General features: G+C 61.5%; 24 protein-coding genes and 1 tRNA gene. 8 read left to right on the top strand and 17 right to left on the bottom strand.

All coding sequences use genetic code 11. From position 1 onward, the window contains the following. The first annotated feature begins 62 nt into the window (after positions 1–62). Positions 63–623, top strand: a complete 561-nt coding sequence (locus B8784_RS20655) for a LemA family protein (protein WP_084399963.1) — start codon at positions 63–65, stop codon at positions 621–623. Here B8784_RS20655 and B8784_RS20650 read toward each other — a convergent pair. From B8784_RS20650 to B8784_RS20620, 7 genes are read right to left on the bottom strand one after another with little or no spacing between them, the layout of a single operon-like run. Further along, a complete protein-coding gene (locus B8784_RS20650; RefSeq protein WP_084399962.1) occupies positions 620–1,750 on the bottom strand; it encodes a pyridoxal phosphate-dependent aminotransferase in 1,131 nt (376 codons plus the stop codon). The two genes, B8784_RS20655 and B8784_RS20650, sit on opposite strands and share 4 nt — an antisense overlap. A 15-nt stretch (positions 1,751–1,765) precedes the next feature. Continuing rightward, a complete protein-coding gene (locus B8784_RS20645; RefSeq protein ID WP_084399961.1) occupies positions 1,766–3,346 on the bottom strand; it encodes a TRAP transporter large permease in 1,581 nt (526 codons plus the stop codon). Further along, positions 3,336–4,004, bottom strand: a complete 669-nt coding sequence (locus B8784_RS20640; protein ID WP_084399960.1) for a TRAP transporter small permease subunit — start codon at positions 4,002–4,004, stop codon at positions 3,336–3,338. The genes B8784_RS20645 and B8784_RS20640 overlap by 11 nt, the downstream gene beginning before the upstream one ends. Before the next feature lie 9 nt (positions 4,005–4,013). Next, positions 4,014–5,129: a TRAP transporter substrate-binding protein gene (locus tag B8784_RS20635; protein WP_084399959.1), complete on the bottom strand. Its 1,116-nt coding sequence runs from the start codon at positions 5,127–5,129 to the stop codon at positions 4,014–4,016. Positions 5,130–5,178: 49 nt separating this feature from the next. Then, complete coding sequence (locus B8784_RS20630; protein ID WP_084399958.1) at positions 5,179–5,937, bottom strand: arginyltransferase; 759 nt, start codon at positions 5,935–5,937, stop codon at positions 5,179–5,181. 18 nt (positions 5,938–5,955) lie between these two features. Further along, positions 5,956–7,794, bottom strand: a complete 1,839-nt coding sequence (locus B8784_RS20625) for an SLC13 family permease (protein ID WP_084399957.1) — start codon at positions 7,792–7,794, stop codon at positions 5,956–5,958. Positions 7,795–7,840: 46 nt separating this feature from the next. Then, positions 7,841–8,524 (bottom strand): OmpA/MotB family protein, encoded by a 684-nt coding sequence (locus tag B8784_RS20620; RefSeq protein WP_084399956.1) that lies wholly within the window; start codon positions 8,522–8,524, stop codon positions 7,841–7,843. A gap of 199 nt (positions 8,525–8,723) precedes the next feature. Here B8784_RS20620 and B8784_RS20615 point away from each other — a divergent pair, with 199 nt between their 5' ends. From B8784_RS20615 to B8784_RS20605, 3 genes are read left to right on the top strand one after another with little or no spacing between them, the layout of a single operon-like run. Then, positions 8,724–9,593, top strand: a complete 870-nt coding sequence (locus tag B8784_RS20615; protein ID WP_084399955.1) for an NAD(P)-dependent oxidoreductase — start codon at positions 8,724–8,726, stop codon at positions 9,591–9,593. Between the two features lies 1 nt (position 9,594). Further along, positions 9,595–10,593 (top strand): TIGR00341 family protein, encoded by a 999-nt coding sequence (locus B8784_RS20610; RefSeq protein WP_084399954.1) that lies wholly within the window; start codon positions 9,595–9,597, stop codon positions 10,591–10,593. Between the two features lie 30 nt (positions 10,594–10,623). After that, positions 10,624–11,058: a DUF1801 domain-containing protein gene (locus tag B8784_RS20605; protein ID WP_084399953.1), complete on the top strand. Its 435-nt coding sequence runs from the start codon at positions 10,624–10,626 to the stop codon at positions 11,056–11,058. 30 nt (positions 11,059–11,088) lie between these two features. On the opposite strand, the gene dacB is transcribed toward B8784_RS20605, so the two are convergent. From dacB to B8784_RS20585, 4 genes are all read right to left on the bottom strand, one after another. Then, entirely contained in the window at positions 11,089–12,480 is a 1,392-nt protein-coding gene (dacB, locus tag B8784_RS20600; RefSeq protein ID WP_158085775.1) for a D-alanyl-D-alanine carboxypeptidase/D-alanyl-D-alanine endopeptidase, read from the bottom strand. Positions 12,481–12,545: 65 nt separating this feature from the next. Further along, positions 12,546–13,550, bottom strand: a complete 1,005-nt coding sequence (hemB, locus tag B8784_RS20595) for a porphobilinogen synthase (RefSeq protein ID WP_084399951.1) — start codon at positions 13,548–13,550, stop codon at positions 12,546–12,548. Beyond that, on the bottom strand, positions 13,547–14,128 hold the full coding sequence (locus B8784_RS20590; RefSeq protein WP_143435664.1) for a GNAT family N-acetyltransferase: 582 nt from the start codon (positions 14,126–14,128) through the stop codon (positions 13,547–13,549). The genes hemB and B8784_RS20590 overlap by 4 nt, the downstream gene beginning before the upstream one ends. A 108-nt stretch (positions 14,129–14,236) precedes the next feature. Then, entirely contained in the window at positions 14,237–14,512 is a 276-nt protein-coding gene (locus B8784_RS20585; RefSeq protein ID WP_084399949.1) for a hypothetical protein, read from the bottom strand. 350 nt (positions 14,513–14,862) lie between these two features. On the opposite strand from B8784_RS20585, the gene B8784_RS20580 reads away from it, so the two are divergent. Both B8784_RS20580 and B8784_RS20575 read left to right on the top strand, forming a co-directional pair. Next, entirely contained in the window at positions 14,863–15,354 is a 492-nt protein-coding gene (locus tag B8784_RS20580; RefSeq protein WP_233356267.1) for a MarR family winged helix-turn-helix transcriptional regulator, read from the top strand. 47 nt (positions 15,355–15,401) lie between these two features. Further along, positions 15,402–16,097: a hypothetical protein gene (locus B8784_RS20575; RefSeq protein WP_084399947.1), complete on the top strand. Its 696-nt coding sequence runs from the start codon at positions 15,402–15,404 to the stop codon at positions 16,095–16,097. Between the two features lie 18 nt (positions 16,098–16,115). On the opposite strand, the gene B8784_RS20570 is transcribed toward B8784_RS20575, so the two are convergent. Next, positions 16,116–16,661, bottom strand: a complete 546-nt coding sequence (locus B8784_RS20570; RefSeq protein WP_233356266.1) for a c-type cytochrome — start codon at positions 16,659–16,661, stop codon at positions 16,116–16,118. 234 nt (positions 16,662–16,895) lie between these two features. Here B8784_RS20570 and B8784_RS20565 point away from each other — a divergent pair, with 234 nt between their 5' ends. Continuing rightward, positions 16,896–18,392 (top strand): SdrD B-like domain-containing protein, encoded by a 1,497-nt coding sequence (locus B8784_RS20565; RefSeq protein ID WP_158085774.1) that lies wholly within the window; start codon positions 16,896–16,898, stop codon positions 18,390–18,392. A 14-nt stretch (positions 18,393–18,406) separates the two neighbouring features. Here B8784_RS20565 and tig read toward each other — a convergent pair whose 3' ends face one another. The 5 genes from tig to B8784_RS20540 all read right to left on the bottom strand — a co-directional run bounded on the left by tig (position 18,407) and on the right by B8784_RS20540 (position 22,245). Further along, complete coding sequence (gene tig, locus B8784_RS20560) at positions 18,407–19,741, bottom strand: trigger factor (protein WP_084399944.1); 1,335 nt, start codon at positions 19,739–19,741, stop codon at positions 18,407–18,409. Between the two features lie 125 nt (positions 19,742–19,866). Then, positions 19,867–19,951: transfer RNA gene (locus tag B8784_RS20555), tRNA-Leu, on the bottom strand. Between the two features lie 42 nt (positions 19,952–19,993). Further along, entirely contained in the window at positions 19,994–20,836 is an 843-nt protein-coding gene (locus B8784_RS20550) for an NAD(P)H-hydrate dehydratase (RefSeq protein WP_143435663.1), read from the bottom strand. Positions 20,837–21,004: 168 nt separating this feature from the next. Then, a complete protein-coding gene (locus B8784_RS20545; protein WP_084399942.1) occupies positions 21,005–21,544 on the bottom strand; it encodes a histidine phosphatase family protein in 540 nt (179 codons plus the stop codon). Beyond that, positions 21,541–22,245 carry a Coq4 family protein gene (locus B8784_RS20540; protein ID WP_084400060.1) on the bottom strand — a complete coding sequence of 235 codons (705 nt, stop codon included), beginning with the start codon at positions 22,243–22,245 and terminating at the stop codon, positions 21,541–21,543. The genes B8784_RS20545 and B8784_RS20540 overlap by 4 nt, the downstream gene beginning before the upstream one ends. A 310-nt stretch (positions 22,246–22,555) precedes the next feature. Here B8784_RS20540 and B8784_RS20535 point away from each other — a divergent pair, with 310 nt between their 5' ends. Continuing rightward, a complete protein-coding gene (locus B8784_RS20535) occupies positions 22,556–22,894 on the top strand; it encodes a P-II family nitrogen regulator (RefSeq protein WP_084399941.1) in 339 nt (112 codons plus the stop codon). Positions 22,895–22,912: the final 18 nt, after the last annotated feature.

The raw sequence follows: 22,912 nt of genomic DNA, 5'->3' as shown, positions 1-22,912 counted from the left end.
CTTGCCAGCACATGGCGTGACGGCTACTCAGGTTTGCAGGGAAACGAGGGTGGAGGATCCCGATGACTGTGCTTTACATCCTGCTCGGCGCCTTGGCGATCGTCGCCGTTTTCCTGATCGGCATCTACAATTCGCTGGTCGCAAAGAAGCAGCGGTGCAATCAGGCCTTTGCCGACATCGATGTGCAGCTGAAGCAGCGTCAGAACCTCATTCCCAATCTGGTCGAGACGGTTAAGGGCTATGCCGAGCATGAGCGCGGCACGCTGGAAGAGGTCGTCCAGGCGCGCAATTCCGCCGTGGCGGCCCAGTCGCCGGGGGATATGGCACAGGCTGAAGGCGCTTTGACGAGCGCCCTCGGGCGTCTTTTCGCGCTGGCCGAATCCTATCCGGACCTGAAGGCGAACGAGAACTTCAAGGAATTGCAGGATGAGCTCTCGGTGATCGAGGACAAGCTCGCTGCGGCCCGTCGTTTCTACAACGCCGCCGTTCAGGACTACAACACATCGCGCGAGCAGTTCCCGAACTCCATCGTCGCTGGCATGTTCAACTTCCCCGAACGCGAATTCTTCGATCTTGGCGGCGACAGGACCGAGCTTTCGACCGTGCCGGAAGTCAAGTTCTAGGTATTCTCCGCGAACCAGCGTTCCAGCCGCCGGATCGCCTCTTTCGTTTCTTCATGGGAAACCGCAAAGCTGATGCGCATATAGGCCTTGCCGCGCACCGGGTCGAAGTCCACGCCCGGCGCCAGCACGACGCCGGTGTCCTGCAGGATCTGTTTACAGAGCGCCATGCTGTCATCGGTGAACGCTTCGACATTGGTATAAATGTAGAAGGCGCCCTCCGGCGGCGCGATCTCTCCGAGGCCGAGCCGGGGCAGGGCCTCCAGAAGCAAGGCGCGGTTGGCCCGGTAAGTCTCCAGGTGGCCTTGCAGCTCCTCATCTTCGTCCATGGCGGCCAGCGCGGCATGCTGGGCGAGCGACGGGGCGGCGAGAAAAAGGATGCCGGTATATGCGGTTGTCTTGTCGGTGTGGGCCTCCGGCGACACCAGCCAGCCAAGGCGCCAGCCGGCCATGCTGAAATATTTCGAGAAACTGTTGATGACAAAGGCATCCGGCTCGAATTCGAGCATCGAATGTGTCGGGCCGGTATAGCTGAGCCCGTGATAGATTTCGTCCGAGACGATGGTAATGCCTCGTTCCCGGCAGACCTTGGCAATGGCCGCCAGCTCGTCTGCTGGCATGATCGTCCCGGTGGGATTGGCCGGGCTTGCCAGGATGAGACCATCCGGCGCAGTTTCCAGGCTGGCCAGACGCTCGGCCGTAATGGAGAAGCGTTCCGCAGGGCCACACTCCAGCTCCAGCGCTGTCATGCCGAGCGCCTTCACCGTATTGCGGTAGGCGACATAGCCCGGCCTTGCCATGACGATCGTGTCGCCGGGTGAGAAACGGCTGGTGAGCACCGAGACGAGGGCTGCCGAGGCCCCCGCAGTGAGGGCGATGCGGCCCGGGCGCATCTCAACGCCATAGGTCTCTTCATAGTGACGGCAGAGCCGCTTCTTGAGCGGCAGGCTTTCCCAATAGCCCAAGCCGTCTTCGTCGAGCACCTGTTTGGCGGTTTCAATCGCCTTACGGGGCGCGCCGGTCGAGGGCTGGCCGAACTCCATGTGTATGATGGAGCGGCCTTCAGCCTTCAGCTCATGCGCAAGCCGGCTGATCGAAATCGCGTGGAAGGGATCGATCTCTACACCCATAAGTCTCTCATTGTCCTATTTTGCAGTGAGCCCCGGCAGCCAGGTTGCGAGCGCGGGGATGGCGGCGACAAGCAGGATAATCATCAGCTGAAGCCCGATAAACGGAATCGCCCCTCGCCATATTTCAGATGTTTTCACGCCCTCCGGCGCCGCGCCTCTCAGATAGAACAGGGCAAAGCCGAAAGGTGGTGTCAGGAAGCTGGTCTGGAGGTTGAGCGCCATCAGGATGGCGAGCCAGACCGGGTCGAAGCCCATGACGATCAGGGGTGGGGTCACGAGCGGAACCACCACGAAGATGATCTCGATAAAGTCCAGAAAGAAGCCGAGCAGGAACATCACCACCATGGCCCCGACCAGCGCGCCCCAGCGCCCGCCGGGTATGGAATGGAGCATGTCGGCGACAATCTCGTCCCCACCAAAGCCGCGGAAAACAAGCGAGAAGAGCGACGCGCCGATCAGGATCAGGAAGACCATCGCCGTGATGTTGACGCCGCTGCGCAGGGCGGGCTGCAATTGCTGACGCCTGTGCAGGATGAGAATGCCGGCGGCGATGCCGGCCAGGAAGACCGCGCTGGCGATGACGGCAATGCCCACAGCCCCGAAGGCAAGCGCGCCGGCGCCGGCTACGCCGAGCCGCATGTCGACGAGATTGGTCACCACAAGAATGACGGCGAGGCCTGCAAAGGCAATATAGATCAGGGAAAGCAACAGCTGATCGCCAGACGTACTGAGCCGCATGCCGGCCAGCAGGATGGCCCCTGCGACCCCAACTGCGGCCGCCTCGCTCGGCGTGGCGATGCCAGTCAGGATGGAGCCGAGCACAGCAAGAATGAGCAAGAGCGGCGCGCCGAGACCGAAGACGACTTCATTGCGCGTCAGCGGTGGCGAGGTGTCATGGACGACGGACGGGCACTGCTCCGGGCGCAGGACAGAGGTGATGGCAATCCAGGCAAGGTAAAGCCCGACAAGGATCAGGCCGGGGATCAGCGCGCCGGAGAACAGGTCGCCGACAGAGACGACAAAGCCGCCAATGTCCATTTTCGACGCGGCCTGGCTGGCGGCATTCGAGATCGCGTCGGCCAGCAGGATCAGGACGATGCTGGGCGGGATGATCTGTCCCAGCGTGCCTGAGGCAGCGATGGTGCCCGTGGCCAGGCGCGGATCGTATTTCTGCTGCAGCATCGAGGGCAGGGCGATCAGCGTCATGGTGATGACGGTGGCCCCCACAATCCCGGTTGAGGCAGCAAGCAGCGCGCCGACGATCACCACGGCATACCCCAGGCCGCCGCGCACGCCGCCTAGCAGCCGGCTGGCGACGTGAAGCAGGTCCTCGGCGACGCGAGAGCGTTCAAGGATGACCCCCATCAGGATGAAGAGGGGCACAGCCACCAGCGTCTCGTTCTGCATGATGGAGCCGCCCTGGATACGGCTGGGCAGGCTCGTGAGCAGTGACTCCGGAAAGATGTCGAGGCTCATGCCGATAAGGGCGAAAATGAGCGCTACACCGCCCAGCGTCACGGCGACGGAGTAACCGGCCAGAAGCGCGGCGATGGCCGCCGCGAACATTGAGAGGGCAAGAAGGAGTTCAAGCTCCATAATGACTGCTCATTGCGGGCTTGGCCTCGTCATCCGGCGGCGTCTGCCCCGTCAAGCGCAACGCAGCCTTGGAGGCAACGGACAGTCCCTGCGCCAGCATCAGGACCGCGAAGACCGGTACGAGGGTCTTGAACAGGAAGAGGATGGGCAGGCCGTCGCTTTCCCGGGACCCCTCGAACAGGGACCAGGAGCGGGTCAGGCCTTGCTCGCCCGTCATCAGAAGCCGGATGCAGATCGGAAACAGGAAGAAATAGGTCCCGGCCAGTTCGATCCAGTTGCGGCCGTCTTCGCCAAAGCGCGGGCGCAGGATGTCGACCCGGACATGGGCATCATCCTTGAGCGCTGACGCAGCCCCGAGCATGAACATCGCGGCGAAGGCGTAGATGACGAGCTCGGACATCCAGGTCCATGAAAGCGCAAAAGCATAGCTGGCGATCACGACGATCAGCTGGAAAAGCACAAGCGCCATGGCGCAGCCGGCCGAGGCGATCAGGGCCCAGTGCGTCGCCCGGTCGATCTGCGCGCTGACGAATTTTGTCAGGCGTCCAAAGGTGCCGGGCATGACGAGGGTCAGCAAGGGCAGCAGGAAGACGGGCAGCAGGCAGATGCCGATCCATTTCAGGAAGGCGCCGAGCTTGAGGAAAAGGGCCGGGTCCATCTGGAGCGCTCAGCCTTTCCGGCCCAGTTCGCGGGCGGCGTAATAGGGGCCGTCGGATACCGAGGCCCAGTTGGCCATCGTCTTCAGGCCAGCCTCGAAACTCTCATAGATCCGCTTTTCGATCCCGTCCTTGCCGGAATCGGCGCGCACGTCACGCGAGGCTTCCGCCATGGCCTTCACGACATCATCCGGGAAAGAGCGCAGCTTCACGCCGTGCTCGCGAACGAGAAGGTCCAGATAGACGGCATTCTGATAGGTGAATTCGCCCAGCGAGGTGTGATTGACGGATTCGCAAGCTGCCTTGATCACGGCCTGCTCGCCCGCCGTCAGACTATCCCAGAGCTTGCGATTGATGCCGACCGCCAGACTGGCGCCCGGTTCATGGAAACCGGGGCCATAATAATAGGGAGCCTCTCGATAGAAGCCCAGCGAGTAGTCGTTCCAGGGGCCAACCCATTCGGTGGCGTCGATATTGCCCGTCTGCAGGGCCTGATAGATTTCCCCGCCGGGCAAGGCCTTCGCGGAGCCACCCAGCGCCCGCAGCACGTCGCCGCCTTGTCCGGGGATGCGCATCTGGAGACCGACCAGATCGTCGAGGCTGTTGATTTCCTTGCGGAACCAGCCGCCCATCTGGTGACCTGTATTGGCGCCCTGGATGGATTTGACGCCGAACTGGGCCGAGAGTTCGTCCCAGAGTTCCTGGCCGCCGCCGAAATCGATCCAGCCCATGATTTCCTGGGCGGTCATGCCAAAGGGGACGGCGGTGAAGAAGGGGTAGGCAGGCGACTTCGCGGTCCAGTAATATTCCGCGCCGTGATACATGTCGGCAGACCCGTTCGCGACTGCATCGAAGCTTTCGAAAGCCGGCACCAGTTCGCCCGCGGCGAAGACTTTCACTTCCATCAGGCCATCCGACATGGCGGCGATGCGTTGGCCGACCCGTTCGGCGGCCTGGCCGAGGCCGGGCAAGCCCTTCGGCCAGGTCGTCACCATGTTGAAACGACGGCGTTGCCTGTTGACGGAGGGGGCCGAGACACTGGTTGAACTATGTGGCGTGCTGAAAGAGGCCGCGGCGCCTCCAACACCGAGCAAGCCTGCACCAAGCAGGTTCCGTCTGCGTATCATTTCCTCCCCCAGTCACGCGTATGAACCCGCGATCAATCGTCTTCTAGCCCTACTCGTCCTCTTCAAGCCGACGCCAGACAGGCCCGTCAAGCACCTCGAGCGGCTGAAACCGGCGCTTATAGTCCATCTTCGGGCTCTCCTTGATCCAGTAGCCGAGATAGACATGCGGCAGGCTGAAGGCATCCGCATGCATGATGTGATCAAGGATCATGTAGGTGCCGAGGCTTCGCTTCGGCTGCCGGGTATCGAAGAAGGTATAAACCATCGAGAAGCCGTCGCGCAGGATGTCCGTAAGTGCCACGGCGACCAGCGGGGCATCTTCGCCTTCTCCCTCGCGGTATTCGAAGAGTAGCGTCTGGACCGGTGTCTCGTTCACCATGCCGGCATATTCCCGGAAGCCCATTTCCGACATGCCGCCGCCGTCATGGCGCGACAGCAGGTAGTTCTTGAGCAGCCGGAATTGCTCCCGCGTCGCCTTGGGCTCGACCGGTCGGCGCACAAGATCGGCATTGCGTTTCAGGACGCGCATCTGATTCTTGCTGGGCTCGAAATTCGCTGTATCGACCCGGACACTGCGGCAGGCATTACAGCTCGGGCAGGCTGGACGGTAAGCGACCGACTGGCTGCGGCGAAAGCCTGCCTCGCTCAGCTGGTTGTGCAGCGAATCCGGGGATGCTTGGCTAAGATGCGTAAAAGCTTTCCGCTCATACTGGTTGGCCAGATACGGGCAGGGCGTCGGTCCGGTGACGTAGAACCGAAGGCCGCGGCGTATGCCGGGTACAGTAAAGAGGGATTCATCAAGCTTCATTGTCACCGATTAAGGCATTCATAGATCAAATCGCCAAGGGGCAAGTACGGTAAATGCTGCCCATATCACGAGTAATAATGGACCACCAAACTTTATGAAATCCGAAAATCTGTAATGACCGGGCGCCATTACGAGCATATTCGTCTGATAGGCGATTGGTGAGGCGAAACTGCAATTGGCTGCGTAGATGATCGCCAGGATGTAGGGCAGGGGATCGGCATTCGACGCATGGGCCGCCTCCAGGGCGACCGGGGCGAAGAGCACGGCCGTTGCGGCATTACTCAGAATATTCGTCAGGATGGCGACCGCCAGGAAAATCGCTGACAGGACAGCGAGCTGGCCATAGGGCGCGGCTGCGCTGACCACGAGGTTGGCAATCAGGGAAGCCGCGCCGGTCTGTTCCAGCGCCGTCCCCATGGCCAGGGCGGCGGCAATGACGAGATAAATCTTGAGATCGAGCGCCCGGCCTGCCTGCCGGGTGTTCAGACACCGCAGGAGGATCATGGCGACAGCCGCCAGAACCGAAGCGATGAGAATGCTCGTTACACCGAGCGCGGCCGCCAGAACCATGGCGATGGCGATCAGCCGTGCGGCATGACCGCGAGCAGTTATGGGAATTTCCTTCTGCGACCATTCCAGCAGGATGACATCGCGGCTCGCGCGCAAGCTCTGGAACGCATCGTCGGGCCCGCAAAGCAAGAGGGTGTCGCCGGCTTCGAGACGAATTTCGCCGAGCTTTGCGCGAATCATGCGGGAGCGGCGCTGAATGCCGAGCACGACTGCCGAGGTCAGCCGCCGGAAACCGATCAGCTCCACCGTCCGGCCGGCCATGCGGGACCCGGGCGCGACTACGGCTTCGACAAGGCTGAGCGGCGGGACATCCGTATCGACAGCCTCCGAGTTGCCATCGCCCCGCCAGATCTGCTGCAGCATACCGGGTTTCGAGGCCAGCAAATCCGAAAGGGACTGGCGGGTGGCCGCCACGATGACGAGATCCCCCATCTGCAATTCGAAGTCCTCGAACGGCGGCAGGATTGCCCGCTCGCCCCTCTGGATCATGCGGACCGTCATGTCCTTGAGATCGGGAAACATGCCCGCCACCGGGCGCTTGCCGAGGAGGAAGTGATTGGGCGTCACCTCGATCTGGGCGACGAACTGCTTGCCAGACGGGACGATTTCCTCTGCGAAGGTTCCCCTGTCCGGCAAGAGGAAGCGGGCCATCACGAGAATATAGACCATGCCGATAGCGGCAAGCACGAGGCCCATTGAGGTCTGTTCGAAAAAGTCGAGCCGGATGCCGTCGATCCGGCGCAGGGCGTCGGCGGCGAGAAGGTTGGTCGACGTCCCGATCAGGGTCGTCATGCCGGCAAGGATGGAGACGAAGCTCAGCGGCATCATGAGCAGCGACGGCGAGGTCTTCATTCGCATCGCGATGGAGCTCATGATCGGCAAGAACATGATCACGACGGGCGTATTGTTCGTGAACGCGCTGATCGCGAAGACAGACAGGAAGGTCATCAATAACGTTGAGACCGGCCGTTTCCCGTAGGATGACAGAAGTGCCTTCGTCGGGCCTTCGAGAGCCCCGGTCTGGAACAGGCCCTGACCGACGATGAGCAGGGCCATGATGGTGATGAGGGCCGGGTTGCCAAAGCCTGCAAGCAAGTTGGCTGAAGTGATCGGCTCCCCATCCGTGCCCACGGCACCGGGCAGCGAAAAGATCAGCAGCAGGGCAGCGATCACGCCAGCCGAAACGATCTCCATCGACCAGCGGTCGAACATGTAGAGAAGAATGGTGACGAGGACCGCTAGCAGACTGACCCACATGGGCCATTGCGTAAGAAACTCTGCGGCCATCCGGCCTCCTCACCTTGACGTCGTTCGGCTCTGTTGCCGTCGAACGTTATTCAAGATGGAAGACTATGCTCAAGCGCCGGTTCTGTGGCAAGTAGGGGGCATCTGGAGCAATCGGACGGGTGTCGGCGAGACCGGCCACACTTTGTACCAGCTCCGCCGGGACGCCGTTGGAGATCAGGCTGCGGCGGGCAATATTCGCCCGGTCCGAGGACAGCTCCCAGTTCGAATAATCAGCGCGCTCGATCGGCCGGCTGTCGGTGTGGCCCTCGATAGAGACGGGAATGCCGAGGGTGATGATGGCCTGCGCGGCAAGCTTCATGAGCGTGTCTCCACGACTATTCAATTGTGCATTCCCACGCTCGAACAACGGCAGCCCCGCCCTGTCGGTGAGCTCGATTCGAAGATCTGATGTACCGGCCTGGAGGAGAACGTTACCTCCGCCCGATTCGACAAGGGCTGATGCCGAGAGCAGGTCTCTCGCCTGTCCAGCCACACTGAGGCCTGTTTCGGCATTATCTTGAGTCATAGAGGTGGCATGGGCAGCGCCAAACTGTTCGGCCAGGTTATTCTTGCCGTCGCTTGAGAGGCCGTGAACCAGCCACATGATCAGGAAGAAGGCGCACAGGGCCGTCAGGAAATCCGCATAGGCGAGCTTCCAGGCACCGCTCCGGCGCGTCGGCGCCTGGGGCGTTCTGCCCGTACGGCGCGGTGAGGCATAGTCAGTAACCATCCTGATCCGATCATTCTGATCTGTATGCCCTGGTTAACATGGTCGTCTTGAGGTCTCGTCTCACAGAACGTTGCAATTTCACGGAAATCCTTATCATCGTGGGAATAGCGAACAGGTCTTGTAATCCGGGCCTTGGGATCGGGCCCGCCGCACCATAGGTTGGGCGCGAGGCAGCAAACGAAACAGGGACGACTAGCCAATGAGCAAATGTACCTTTCTCGGTCTCGGCGTGATGGGCTATCCGATGGCCGGGCACCTGGCGAAGCATGGCCATACCGTGAAGGTCTGGAACCGGACCGGCGCGAAAGCGGATAAATGGGCCGATGGAAACAAAGGCGAGGCTGTAGAGGATCCGGCCGGTGCCGTCTTCGGCAGCGAGTTCGTCTTCATGTGCCTGGGCGATGACCCCGATGTCGAGGCGGTCTTCGATGCCATCGAGCCGAATCTGGCTGCCGGCATGATCGTGGTCGACCATACGACGGCGAGCGCAGATCTGGCGCGGCGGCTTCATGAACGCTGCAAGGCGCGCGGTGCGACCTTTATCGATGCCCCGATCTCGGGCGGACAAGCGGGCGCGGAAAACGGCAAGCTGACCATCATGTGCGGGGGCGAAACCGAAGCCATGGAAAAAGCCCGGCCTGTCATGAAAGCCTATGGAGCCCGCATCACGCATATCGGTGAAAGCGGGGCCGGCCAGCTCGCGAAGTCGGTCAATCAGATCTGTATTGCCGGGATCGTGCAGGGGCTGTCGGAAGGCATCCATTTTGCTGAATGCAACGGTCTCGACGTGTCGAAAGTGATCGAGGCCATCTCTGGCGGGGCCGCGCAGAGCTGGCAGATGGAAAACCGCTGGGAGACGATGACGGACCGTGAGTTCGATCACGGCTTTGCGGTCGACTGGATGCGCAAGGATCTGCGCATTGCCATCGATGCCGCCCGTGCCTCCGGTGCCAGCCTGCCGCTAACGGCGCTTGTCGATCAGTATTATGCGGATATCCAGGCCATGGGCGGCAATCGCTGGGACACGTCCAGCCTGATCAATCGCCTGCACACGCCGAAGCAGGACTGACGTGCGCCAGATCGATGTTCACCTGAAGCTCAGGGACCGCGATGCGGTCGTGCGCACGATCAAGGCGTTCGCGCCGGTCGACTGGATCGCGTTTCCGGTTGAACAGCATGACCGGATCCTGATCCGTGTCATTGCCCATGACGGGCGCAGCCAGGCGCTCACCGACACGCTTCAGGATGCCTTGCGCGACCGCCGTGACTGGCGGATCACCATGATCCCGCTCGAGGCAACCCTGCCGGTTCCGGAACCGCTGGAAGACGAGGATGCCCGCGCCAACCTTCAGGTGCTGCGCGAAGAGCTTCTCGATGATGTATCGCGGGATGCGGCACTGACGCGGGACTTTCTCATCCTGTCGGCACTTTCGACCATCGTGGCCGCTATTGGCCTGAATTCAGACGGGGTGGCGGCCGTGATTGGCGCCATGGTGATTGCGCCCCTCCTGGGGCCGATCCTTGGTTTCTCGCTCGGCGCCGGGCTTGGCAACTATCCGCTGATCCAGGAGTCGACTCGAACGCTCGCTGCCGGGATCGGGGTGGCGCTGGCGGTTGCCTTCCTTCTGTCCTTCTTCCTGCCACTGAACACCGACAGCCATGAGCTGATGTCGCGAACCGAGGTCAGGCTGGACGGCGTGGCGCTGGCGTTGGCCGCTGGCGGGGCGGCGGCCCTCTCCATGGCGCAGGGAAAAGCCGCCGTGCTCGTCGGTGTGATGGTCGCCGCAGCGCTCCTGCCGCCGGGGGCGGCGCTCGGATTGTTTCTGGGCGCGCAGGAATGGGGCTTTGCCTTGCGGGCAGGCCTTCTTCTTACGCTCAACATTGCTTGCCTGATCCTGTCGGCGCTGATTGTGTTCAGGCTCAAGAATATCCGCCCGCGCGGCTGGATCGATCAGCGCAATGCGACGCGTGCAACCTGGCTCAATGCAGCCTTGTCGGCAGGGTTTCTGATCATCGTTACGATCCTGATTATTGTGCTGGATCTGGAGCAGGCGGTGGAGTTCGGCTAAATCCTTACGGGGCTGCGCACCGGGGACGAAATGACAAAGGCCGACAACAAGACAAAGCCGGCCAGGCAATCCCCCGAGGATTTCATTGCCAGTGTCGAGAATGAAACCCGCCGGCAGGATGCTTATCGGCTGCTTGCGCTTTTCTTTGAAGCCACCGGGCTCGCGCCGAAAATGTGGGGGCCAAGCATCATTGGTTATGGTCGATATCACTACAAATATGAGAGCGGCCGCGAGGGCGACTTCATGCTGACCGGCTTTTCGCCGCGCAAGGCCAATCTGGCGCTCTATGTCCTGTCTGGTTCTCCGGCAGAAAAGGAGCAGCTTGCCCGGCTGGGAAAGCACAAGACCGGGAAGGCCTGTCTCTACATCAACAAGCTTGCCGACATCCACGAAGACGTTCTGGCGGAGATGATCCGCGACGATGTGCAGTACATGCGGGCAAAATACGAGACCTGGGAAGAATAGGCCGTCAGACCGGCACGAGGGGCCGAGCGACTATAACGCTCTGATCATCTGCTTCAGAAATGCATCAATCTCGGCCCGCGCGGCCGCGTGGCTGAGCGCGCTGTCATTGATGATGACGCTGAAGGCCACGGTCTGCCCGCTTTCGGCGGTGAAGTAGCCTGCGAGCGCATCTGCACCGAAAACCGTTCCGCTTTTCGCTCTCAGGACGCCCCGGAAGGAGCGGCTGGCAAGACGGTGCTCAAGGGTTCCGTTCTGGCCGCTTGCCGCGAGCAGGCTGGACCACTCCTCGAACCAGGGTTGCTGGGAGGCCCAAACCAGAAGGTTGCTCAGCGTGTCTGGCGACACGCGGTTGTAAAAGGAGAGGCCGGATCCGTCGACGAGGTTGAATTGCGTTTCAGGTGTGCCGGACTCAAGCAGCAGATGCGTCATCAGGTCGAGCCCGGCTTCTTCCGTCTTGTCGCCCATCACAAGCGAGACATGATGCAGCAGGGTTTCGGCATGGAAATTATTGCTGTCATAGAGGATGTCACGCAGGGTTTCGCGCGGATCCGGCGGCGCAAGACGCGAGATCAGCTGGGGCGTGAAGCCGCTGACGGGCGCCTCGGTTGGGGCAGGCCGGCGCGTCACCTCTCCATGCACGCGTATGCCATGGCGGGCGAGACTGTCGCGGAAGACACGGCCAGCCTGCAGCGATGGGTCATCGAGGCCAAGTTCGAGGAGCACGGGGCTCAGGGTGCGCCCAATCGTCCCGAACACCTGGCCGCCCGGCGCTGCTGGCTGTTTGTGCAGCTCAAGCTCAAAGCCGCTGGCCACGGTTTCGGCCTGACTGACATCAAGCGGGTAGGGGATGGGCGACAGCCAGGTGAGGGCCGGGGCGGCGCCGATGGCAGGGCCCGGCTCGATCGTGGCCTTGGCAATGGCGTCATCAATGCTGAGTGCTGATATTGCGGAGCCATAGCCGAATCGAAGGTCTTCATGGCTCCACCCGTCAGGCCAGGTGGGCGGTTCGAACAGGCTGTCATCCACCTGTATGTCGTGAATATCCGTCAGGCCGGCCGTTCGGGCTGCTTCGACGAGGGTGTCCAGGCAGTTCTCTTCACAGCCTTCACCTGAGGACAAGGTGGCATCGCCTGAGCCGACGAGGATGAGATCCGGATAAGGGGCTGAAGCGCTCTGCTGGCGGTAAAGGGCTGTTCCCTGCGGCCAGCCGGCATTTCCGTAATCGCCGAGATAGTGAAAGGCCGACGCTGTGGTGACAAGTTTCAGGGTTGAACCGGGCACGAACCGCTTGTCCGCATTCACACGGATCAATGGCGTGCCATCCAGGGCAATCAGGCTGATCCCCCAACGCCCGCCCTCAAGGTCGGCGAGGGAGGTCTCGTCAAAGCCCGCCTGCGTCTGGGCCGCCGCTGGGCCAGACACTAACGGCCATGCACACAGGGATGCGGTGAGTGCCACCGCGAGCGTATGCAGGAGAGGGGCCCGGATCACGCGTTCAGAAGCTCGGCGGCCTGTTCGGCGAAATAGGTGATGATGCCGGAGGCCCCGGCGCGCTTGAAGGACATCAGCGCTTCCATCATGACCCGTTCGCCATCGATCCAGCCCTGGTCACCGGCCGCCCTGATCTGGGCGTATTCGCCCGAGACCTGGAAAGCGATGGTCGGGATGGCGAAGGTCTCGGAAACGCGCCGGATAATATCGAGATAGGGAAGGCCCGGTTTGACCATGACCATGTCCGCACCCTCGGCGATGTCCATGGCGACTTCCCGCAGGGCTTCATCGGAATTGGCGGGGTTCTGCTGATAGGTCTTCTTGTCGCCCTTCAGGGCTGTGGCCGATCCGATGGCGTCGCGATAGGGGCCATAGAAGCCGCTGGCATATTTGGCGGCATAGGACAGGATCATCGTATTGCGATGCCCCTCGCTCTCGAGCGCCTCGCGTATGGCGCCGACACGGCCGTCCATCATGTCCGACGGGGCAACGATGTCGGCCCCGGCACGGGCCTGCTCGACGGCCTGGGCGACCAGAAGTTCGGTCGTCTCGTCATTCAGTACGTAGCCGGTTTCATCGATGACACCGTCATGGCCGTGGCTGGTATAGGGGTCGAGCGCGACATCGCAGATGATGCCGACTTCCGGGGCGGCATCCTTCATGGCCCTGATCGCGTCGGGTACGAGCCCGTTCGGGTTCAAGGCTTCCCGCCCCGTTTCATCCTTCCGGGCGGGATTGATGTGCGGAAAGATGGCAATGGCGGGAATGCCGAGGTCTCGTGCGCGTTTTGCCGCCTTGGCCGCTTCGGCGACATTCAGCCGGTGAAAGCCTGGCATGGACCCGACGGGGATCTTCGGCTCTTCGCCATCATGAACCACGGCAGACCAGATAAGATCGGCCGGTGTAAGGCTGTTCTCGGCGCTCAGCTGCCGGATCCAGGGAGCGCGGCGCAGACGCCGCAGGCGGGTGTGCGGGAAGGATTGGGGAAACGCAGTCGTCATGCCGACCTTGTAACGCGAAATGGCGTCCTGCGAACACGTTTTCTCATGAAAACCCGTTTGGATACATCCATGAAGGGCTTCTGCGCCTCTTCGATGTCGAACATGAAGTCCTCCATCGCCTTACGCGGGATTGGGCGGAAGCCTATCGATGCGTAGAAAGGGGCATTCCACGCGAGGTCGCGGAAGGTCGAGAGGGTCACTTCCGGAAAGCCGTTGTCTACTGCCTTGCGAATGACATGGTCCATCAGCGCCCGGCCAATTCCCTTGCGCCCATGCGCCGGGTCGACACTGATCTGATCGAGATAAAGGCCTTTTCCGCGATGCGACACCAGGGTAAATCCGACCGTCAGCCCATCCTCCATGCGCACGACATCCAGCTGGTCCTGCCGGATTGCGCTGATCAGCACCTCCTCGGGCACATGATCGGCCAGGGCATCTTCACTAAGGAGCCCGGTCGGATCGAACAGCGTGCCTGCAGCCTTGTCGACCTCAATCACGCGCGGAATGTCGGACGGGCCGGCCGGTGCAATTGTGTAGGAGGGGCATTTGCGCAGCATGGACAGACGACGGGCAGACAAAGAATGATCGCAAGAGAGGAGGCCGCACCCGCGGCGCGGCAGATCATACTATGCACGGGACGTGATTGGATGTCTGTCACACTTGGGCCACACTGCGCAGCCAGCAGGTCACAGGGAGATGGTCTGGGAACTCAGGAGCCGGATTCCGACAAGCGGGCCGCGCTGCCATTGGCGGGAGGCCTTGCAGCGTTTGATCTTCTGGCGGTCCACGCTCACGATCTCCACGATGAAACGCTCGGGAAGGATCGTGCTGCTTTCCAGCAGGATCTTTGCACCGCGCTGCGACATGTCTTTTACGACGAATGAGATCTTGAACCCGGTCTCGAGAATGAGGGTGCCGGTTGTGCTCAGATCGTAGCGTTGATGGGCGCGACTTTCACTCATACCGGCTCATCCAATCCCGTTCATCTCGCATGATTCGCAATATTTATTGCAGAACGCAGCTCACATAGAAATGCTGTGTGGCGCGCTTTTCACAGGAGAATAACGCTGCCGTCATCGCGATAGTTGCCTACTGCCAATATATGCCCCTGTGGGGTGAAGGCTTCCAGTGAGGCTTGCAGCTAAGCTGTAGTTTGCACGTCCTGCGTGTATATGGCGGCCTGAAATTAGGGAATTTGCGCCTTTTGTTAACGAATCGGACCTTCCATGCAGGCATGTTTAACGAAATATCAGGAAGATCAGGCTAACTCTCATCAAACTACAACAAAAGTTGAGTGATGATGGTGGTAACAATGAACAACGCTGCACAAGCAGCGACCGGTGATACGGTTGCTGAATCCTTTCTGAAATCCCTTTCGCTGCTCGAGCAGGCGCATCGCCGCCTGCACGACGTCGTCAAGGATGACCTCGAACGTGGCGGCGAACGCCATCTGACGGGCGTCCAGGCGCTGCTGCTTTATGAAATTGGCGAGGGTGAAACGCCGGCCTCCACTCTGCGGGCCCGCGGCGCGTTTGCTGGCACGAGCCTCTCCTACAACATCAAGAAGCTTCAGGAAGGCGGCTATCTGGTCCAGTCGCGTTCCGAGGCCGACAAGCGGACGGTTCACTTGAAGCTGACCGATCGCGGCCATGCAGTTCGTGAGCGTGTGGAAAGCCTCTTCGCCAAACAGGCGACGGCGCTTGAGCCTACGGCCAGCGTCCGCCCGACGGATCTGACGCAGCTCAATAAGACCGTATCGCGTCTTGAGCGCTTCTGGTCCGATCAGATCCGCTTTCGCCTCTAAATCTTTTCGCTCAACATCTGGTGGAGGCCCTGCTAGGGTCTCCACCGATGCGTGGGTGGGGGCTGTTCCTATTGGTTGTGCTGCAGGCACAACAGGCATCGGCTGGTCCGTGGGGGCGAGCCGATGAACAGGTTTATGCCCGGCTTGCCGTGTCCCGTGTCAGCCTGGAATCGTTGGATGCGGTGCGTCTCGATTCCTATGGCGAGTACGGCCTTGATGATGACTGGACGCTGACGCTCAAATATGAGCGCCTCCAGTTCGATGACTTCAGTGAATACGACAAGGATGGCTGGCGTATAACGGCGCGGCGATCTTTCAACCTGCCCAAGAGTCTCATAGCCTCGCTGGAAGCCGGAGCGCTGAAGGGCGAAGCGATTGGTGGCGCGGCCGGCTGCGAGGCGCTTGGCGCAGAGGTCCGTGCGGGGCTCGGCCAGTCGGCGCAGATTGGCAAGAAGCAGAAATGGGACCTGTTCTGGTTTGCCGAGGGCGCTGTGAGGGCTCACGAGGATGGCTGTGTCCGGCACAGGCTCGAGGCCGGCTATGGCCAGCAGCTTGTCGGGGATCTCTGGACCGTCTCGCAGATTTGGCTCGATGAGGGTTCGGCGAATGCCCGCTCGCGGAAATACCAGTTTGAATTGCTCTGGAAGAGCGGGTTTGCCGATGTCTCCCTGGGCACAACCACCGAATTCGGAGGCGCATTCGAGGAAACTGCCGCCTTCCTCGCGCTGGCCAAGACGTTCTAGATTGCGGCAGCTTTGACGCTATTGCGGGGGGCTTGCTCCGTCCCCGCTGTCCTCTGCAGACGCATCGCCCTCGGGCTGATAGCCGCTTTCCACCATCAGATAGGCAATGACGGCGTGACGGTCGCGCTCGCGGCGCACACCGGCAAAGGTCATATTGTTGCCGGGCAGATAGCTTCTGGGGTTGGCAAGCCAGTGCTCAAGCCGGTCAGGCGTCCATTCGAAATCGGCGTCCGACAGGGCCTGCGAATAGTTGAAGGATGGCAGTGAGCCGACCTGGCGTCCCATGATCTCATGAAGGTTCGGTCCGACGAGATTTCGGCCGCCCTCCACGACCGTGTGGCAGCTACTGCACAGTTTGAAGGTGCGTCGGCCAAGGGCGTAATCGGCCTCGCTGTATGGCGCCGGTAGGTCGGCAAAGGCCTCGTCTCCCGTAGCGGGAGAGCCCGTCGCAGACCCTTCCTGACCGGAAACATTCGCGTCCTGCGTCTCTTGTGCCGGAGCAGGCTCCGGTGCCGGCGCGGAGGTTTTACCGCCATCGCACCCGACAATCAGAAATGTCGCCACAAGGAAAAATGCTGTTAAAAATCGCGGCGTTATTGGCATAACATAAAGCTTTTTCTTGGGCTTTTGGGGCTTCAGGACTTGCAGACTATGCCCTCCTGGCCTGTGCGGCTTTGGGGCGCGTTGTCGCAAGCGGGCGCTATTCCCTGCAGATTTGATGGATTTCATGAGCGAGGCGTTAAGCCAGCCGGCATAAAGCTGAAGGGTGTGTTTTGGCAGGGGCTGGCCTTACCCGGAATGAACCTCCTTCGTGTCCTTCTGCTTGCCATTGTCATGGCTGCTGGTGCGTCTCCGGCCGCACTGGCCAGAAGCGATGTCCGCGATCAGCCCTTGCAGGTGCTCGGCCATGAAGGCCTTCGTGCCCTTGAGACAGACGCGGCGCCGGTAACGGCCTGGCGATACGAAACCCGGTTTGCAAACGGCAATGTGCGCTCCGTGCGCTCGGCCGTGAGGGAAGCCTATGACCGAGGTATAGAGCTGGACGTCAGCCCGGTTTCTATGGCGGATGCCATGACGCATCGCACGCCACCACAACGCAGAGAGCCTGCGCTGGTCCAGCGTGCCAGCTATGGCCCGACACAGGCTAGTGGCCTGTCTCGCTCAAGCAGCGAACTTGTCGCTGCGGTCTGGACGCCTGCGGCGGGAGGCCGTTCTTCAGGCGACTGGCGTAGCCAGGATGATTGGGCGATTCCATCGATCGCCCCGCAGGCCGACGAGGAGTCGATGCCGGCTGTGAGCAACCCCAGGCTGTTACAGGCTGCCTTGAGGCCGGTTCCACAAACACGCGTGGAGGGTGATGTCCGGTCGCCTGACCCTCAAGCGCGGCGCAAGAACGCCAGGATCGGCATGACCCAGCCGCCGAGCCTGGAAGCTTCTTTGCTGCTCAAGGCCAGCCTTGCTCCTGGACGTCGTGGGGGCGCACGCCCCATAAACCGCCCTGCCACGAGCATGCTGACCGCGCAACAACCGGCAAAACCGCTCGGGGATCATGCGCCGGAGCGGAGCAAGAACAGGCTCACCGAGCACACGCAGCCCACAAAACAAGCCGTCTCCGCCGATTTGACACTTCAGATGTTCTTTGACGGCAATGGTGATGGGCAGCATATGCCGCAGGAGGCTCTGTTTCAGCCGGCAGCCCTGACGGTTGCGCAACCATCCCCTGCAAGGGCTCATCCTGATGGGGAAGGGTATGTTGCCCGCATTCTGGGCGAAGGGGACTATCGCGTGCGGGTGAAGCCCCACAGCCTGCCATTGGGCTTTGGCGTCCTTGAGCGCGGAGCAGACACGGTCACGCTCAGCACAGAGCGCTCGACACGAGCGCAAATCGCTGTGCAGGTTTCGGGGCAGATCCGGGGTACCCTTTTTCTCGACGCCAATCGCGATGGCGAAAAAAGCCGTGGCGATGCGTGGCTCGAAGGCGAAACGGTCCAGCTGATCGACATGGAGACATCGACGGTCATCGAGACACAGTCGGCCGCGTTCGGGCACTATGCCTTTGAGGGGCTGGCGCCCGGGCGATACCGGTTGCGCGCCATGATCGGCTGGCAGGAAGTAGGCGGTCGCGTCATCGATATTACACCGGCGCAGCCTCAGCACCTCGTCCCCATGAGGATTCGCTCGGCAGTGTTCGACGCGGACGCCGCCGGTGGAAAGACGATCCAGCTCACGCAGAGGCGACGGGACAAAAGAAAAGGCCCGGCGGATGACATCTCCACCGGGCCTTCAAAAGGCTAGGCTTTCAGCCTGGCTTATTCTTCGTCTTCAGCCAGAAGGTCGTCGCGTGAGACCTTCTTGTCGGTGATGTCGACCTGCTCGAGGAGGTGGTCGACGACCTTGTCTTCGTAGATCGGGGCGCGAAGCTGGGCCATGGCGTTCGGGTTCTGCTGGAAGAACTCGATGACCTGACGTTCCTGGCCGGGGAAGCGCTGGGCTTCGCGGACCAGGGCCTGCTGGACTTCCTGCTCGGAAATCTGGATGTCGTTCAGGCGGCCGATCTCGGCAAGCACGAGGCCAAGGCGCACGCGGCGCTCGGCAATCTTGCGATACTCTGCCTTGAGGTCGTCGTCGGACTTGTCCTTGTCTTCCTCGCTGACGCGGCCGGCATCCATTTCCTGCTGCAGCTGTTGCCAGATCTGGTCGAATTCCATGTCGACCATCTTCGGCGGCAGTTCGAAATCGTGCTTCTCGTCGAGCGCATCGAGCAGGCTGCGTTTGGCTTTTGAGCGCGACGCATTGTCGAGCTCCTGTTGAAGCTGCTGCTTCACCATGTCCTTCAGCTCGTCGAGCGACTCGATACCGAGGCCCTTGGCAAATTCCTCATCGATTTCAGGCTTCTTCGGCGCCCGAACTTCATGAACCTTCACTTCGAAGACGGCGTCTTTGCCGGCGAGGTGCTCGGCCTGGTATTCGTCCGGGAATTTCACCTCGACCTCTTTCTCATCGCCGGCTTTCAGGCCAACGAGCTGCTCCTCAAAACCGGGGATGAAGCTGCCGGAACCCAGCACAAGGGAGTGGCCTTCGGCGGCCCCGCCTTCAAACGGCTCGCCGTCAAGCTTGCCGACGAAATCGATCACGACAGCATCGCCGTCGCGCGCCTTTGCGGTCTTGCCGCGGGCCTCATACTTCATGTTGTTCTCAGCGACGCGGCCAAGAGCCTCTTCAAGCATCTCGTCGTCGACATCGGCAACCGGGCGGGTGACTTTCAGCTTGGAAGCGTCGGCCGGCTCGAAGTCTGGCATGACATCGACGTGCATGTGATAGGCGAGGTCCTCTTCGCCATCGAGCACCTTGTCCATGTCGCTTTCCATGTGCATGTCGGGCTGCGAAGCCGGGCGGACCTCAGCGTCGGCAATCGCCTTTTCGCTGGATTCCTTCATCACCGCTTCGACAACTTCGCCCATGATGGACTTGCCGAACATCTTGCGGACGTGAGATGCCGGGACCTTGCCTGGGCGGAAGCCCTTCAGGCGCATTTGCGGACGGATTTCCTCAATGCGTTCATCCAGACGGGTTTGCAGCTCGCTCGCAGGCACCTTGACCTTGTACATGCGGCTCAGGCCATCGGTGGTTTCGGTGCATTCCATGATTTCATTCCTTGTGCGCGATCGGGGCTGGATTGCCCAGTCGCTGGCCTACAATGTCCTTGAAGCGGCGGTGTATGTCACAGCGTTGCATCCCTGTCTATGCGGGGGACATTAGCAATTTCACATGGTGCGGATGGAGGGACTTGAACCCCCACGCCTCTCGGCGCCAGAACCTAAATCTGGTGCGTCTACCAATTTCGCCACATCCGCATGTGATGCGATCGGGTCTCGTAATTCGAGGCGCGAGCCGGTTCAAGGCCTGCTGTCATAAAACTCGCTGAGCAGCTCTGGCAGGGCCTCTGGCAGGTCTTCGGCGATGAGGCCCGGCCCGAGCCGCAGGCCCAGTTCGCCATGCACCCAGCAGGCGGCACAGGCCGCATCGAACGCGGTCATGCCCTGCGCCAGCAGGCCGCCGGCGATACCGGCCAGCACGTCGCCGCTGCCGGCTGTCGCCAGAAAGGGCGTGGCGTGGGTGTTGCGCACGATGCGCCCGTCAGGCGCAGCAATCACGGACACCTGTCCCTTCAGGATGACCACGGCGCCGCTGCGCTCTGCGGCGATCCGGGCGGCAGTCTCGCGGTCATGCTGATCCAGCAGGTCGGGAAAAATGCGTTTGAACTCACCGGGGTGGGGCGTGAGGATGGCCGGCTTGTCGATCGCGGCGAAGAGGGTCTCGGTGTCATCTTTGAACACGCTCAGGGCATCTGCATCGAGCACGGCCGAACGGGCTTCTTTCAGCACGGTCAGCGTGTTGGCGCGAGTCTCATCGGTGACCCCGGCGCCCGGGCCGATCAGCCCGCAGCGGCAGGTCCCGGCCAGTGCGGCGAGCTCATCGGTGTCGCGGAAGGCTTTCACCATGACGGCCGTTTCGTGGCTGGCATTCACGAGGACGGCACCGGGTGGCGAGAACAGCGTCACGAGGCCCGCGCCGATGCGCAGGCCGGACCGGGCCGAAAGCCGGGCCGCGCCCGTCGAGGAGGCTGGCCCCGAAACACACCCCAGCGCCCCGCGGGCATGCTTGTGCGTGTCATCGGACGGCCAGGGCCAGGCGCCGATCCAGAGTTCGGGAGTGTTGGTGTGGGCCATACCGGACATGCTCTATCCTACCTGAGAGATCTGGCATCTGAATAACCGAAGCTCCCGCGATGGGCAAAACCCTCCGGTCGGACGAAACGGCCCTCCGACTGTTTCGGGACGGTACACCTGGAGAGTGCAGTAGGGAGTACGCCTGAAGGGTACACTCAAAGGTGCAGGAAAAAGCCTTCAGAGAATTTTGGTGGCGGCTTCGCTGCCAAGTTGCTCGACGACCAGCCTGTCGGCGCCCTTGGCAAGCCAGGTGACCGAGCAATGCCCCGGCCGGAAGCTGGTAACGTTTTGCGAACCACCGAGATGCCCGACAATGGTGTTGATCGCGACGAAATGGGTAAAGACGACCGTGTGGTCCGGCATGGTCTCGATCGTGCGGATCAGGTCCTCCCGCCAGCCCTTCAGCAGGGCGGGCGCATTCGACCAGGAGCCCGCCATGAACTCACGCAGCCAGGCGACGCGGTCTTCAAGCCCGTCCGGGGTCGGGATCTCACCGACGGTCCGGTCGGTTGCAACGGCCAGGCCGCTTTCGTGTGCAAAGGGCAGGGAGGTCTGCTGGCAGCGTGCCATGGGGCTGGCCACGATGCGCTCGGCCTTGGCGGCTTTCAGTGTTGTGGTAACGGCTTCGGCCTGTTTCTCGCCGAGCGGCGAGAGGCCGGGATCGGCCGCATGGCCCCATCCAGCGGCGGCTTCGCCGTGACGTACCAGACAGATCAAGCCGCGGTCTCCATGACCTTGAATGGGTCGAGGCCATCCTGCGCCATGATGTCGAGCGCGCGTCGGTAGAGAACCGGCTCGGGAATATTGAGCGCCTGGCGGACCTCGTCGAGCGGGCGCGGCAGAAGCGCCTCGATGTCCTGTTCGATGATGCGGTGCGCGATCTTGCCATTGCGGCGACCTTCGCGAATCACGTCGCGGATCCGGGCGGCTTTCGGAGCGGCCTTTGAAATCTGCCGCCCGCCCATAAAGGCGATGAAGCTGACACCCGCGCCGCCATGCTGGCTGTGGGTAAAGCCGAGCAGAGCGGCCTCGCCGAGCGCGTCCCGGCCATAGCCGGTCAGGATGTGCATCATGTCATGAGTGTCGCGCAGGCGATTCCCGTACCAGAGCAGATCATCCTCGATTTCGCGCCAGGCCGCCGGGCGTTTCTCGCTTTCGGCGACAAGGCCGGCCGCACTGAGGCCTTCGCGTTCCATGAATTCGGCATAGGTGCGGCCAACGCTGCCTTCAGGGAGCGAATGGAGCGGGGTGTGGTCATCGAGAATCGGGGGCAGGACGGTGCGCTTGCTGAGCTGGGACTGGCCTTCCGGCGTCGCCATGAAGCGCTCGAAATCCTTGAAGGCCGCCTTGCCGTTGAGGGCTTCGATGATGTGAAAGACTTGCTCGGTATCTTCCTTGTTGGCGATGAGCTTCTGCATGTGACGCCACGCCTTCAGCGGGCGGAATCGCGGCGCCTCGCGCGCGGGATCTATATAATAAGAAGCGGTGGTCATATCCGTGTCGCCGGAAGGGGCTGATTTGACAGACTAACTAGCACGGCGGCCCCCTTTGAACAATGACGCGACCGTCATTTTCAGGGGTATCAAGCTATGCACAAACAATCACCAGTGACGATCAAAAAGCGTGCAAAAGCATTTGTACGGCGTCGATTTGTCGGGTTCAAATATCGCGCTAATGAACGAGGCTGTTAGGTCAGCGACAGTACAGGTGGAAAGGGTTTATCCGGCGATGAAAAAGATAGAAGCGATCATCAAACCGTTCAAACTTGATGACGTGAAGGAGGCCCTTCACGCTGTGGGGATGCAGGGCATGACCGTGACGGAGGCAAAGGGGTTTGGTCGCCAGAGGGGGCACACCGAACTCTATCGCGGCGCGGAATATGTCGTGGATTTCCTGCCAAAGTTGAAAGTCGAGCTGGTGATCGCGGACGACAGCGTTCCCAGCGCCATTGAAGCGATCTCGAAAGCCGCGCATACCGGCAAGATCGGCGATGGTAAGATCTTCGTATCGGATGTCAGCGAAGCGGTCCGGATACGTACTGGAGAAACCGGGGAAAGCGCGCTCTAAGGGGACCTGAGCCGCACA

This window comes from Henriciella aquimarina (genome assembly GCF_002088975.1).
Lineage (GTDB): Bacteria > Pseudomonadota > Alphaproteobacteria > Caulobacterales > Hyphomonadaceae > Henriciella > Henriciella aquimarina.
This window is presented reverse-complemented; position numbering and strand designations above follow the sequence as displayed.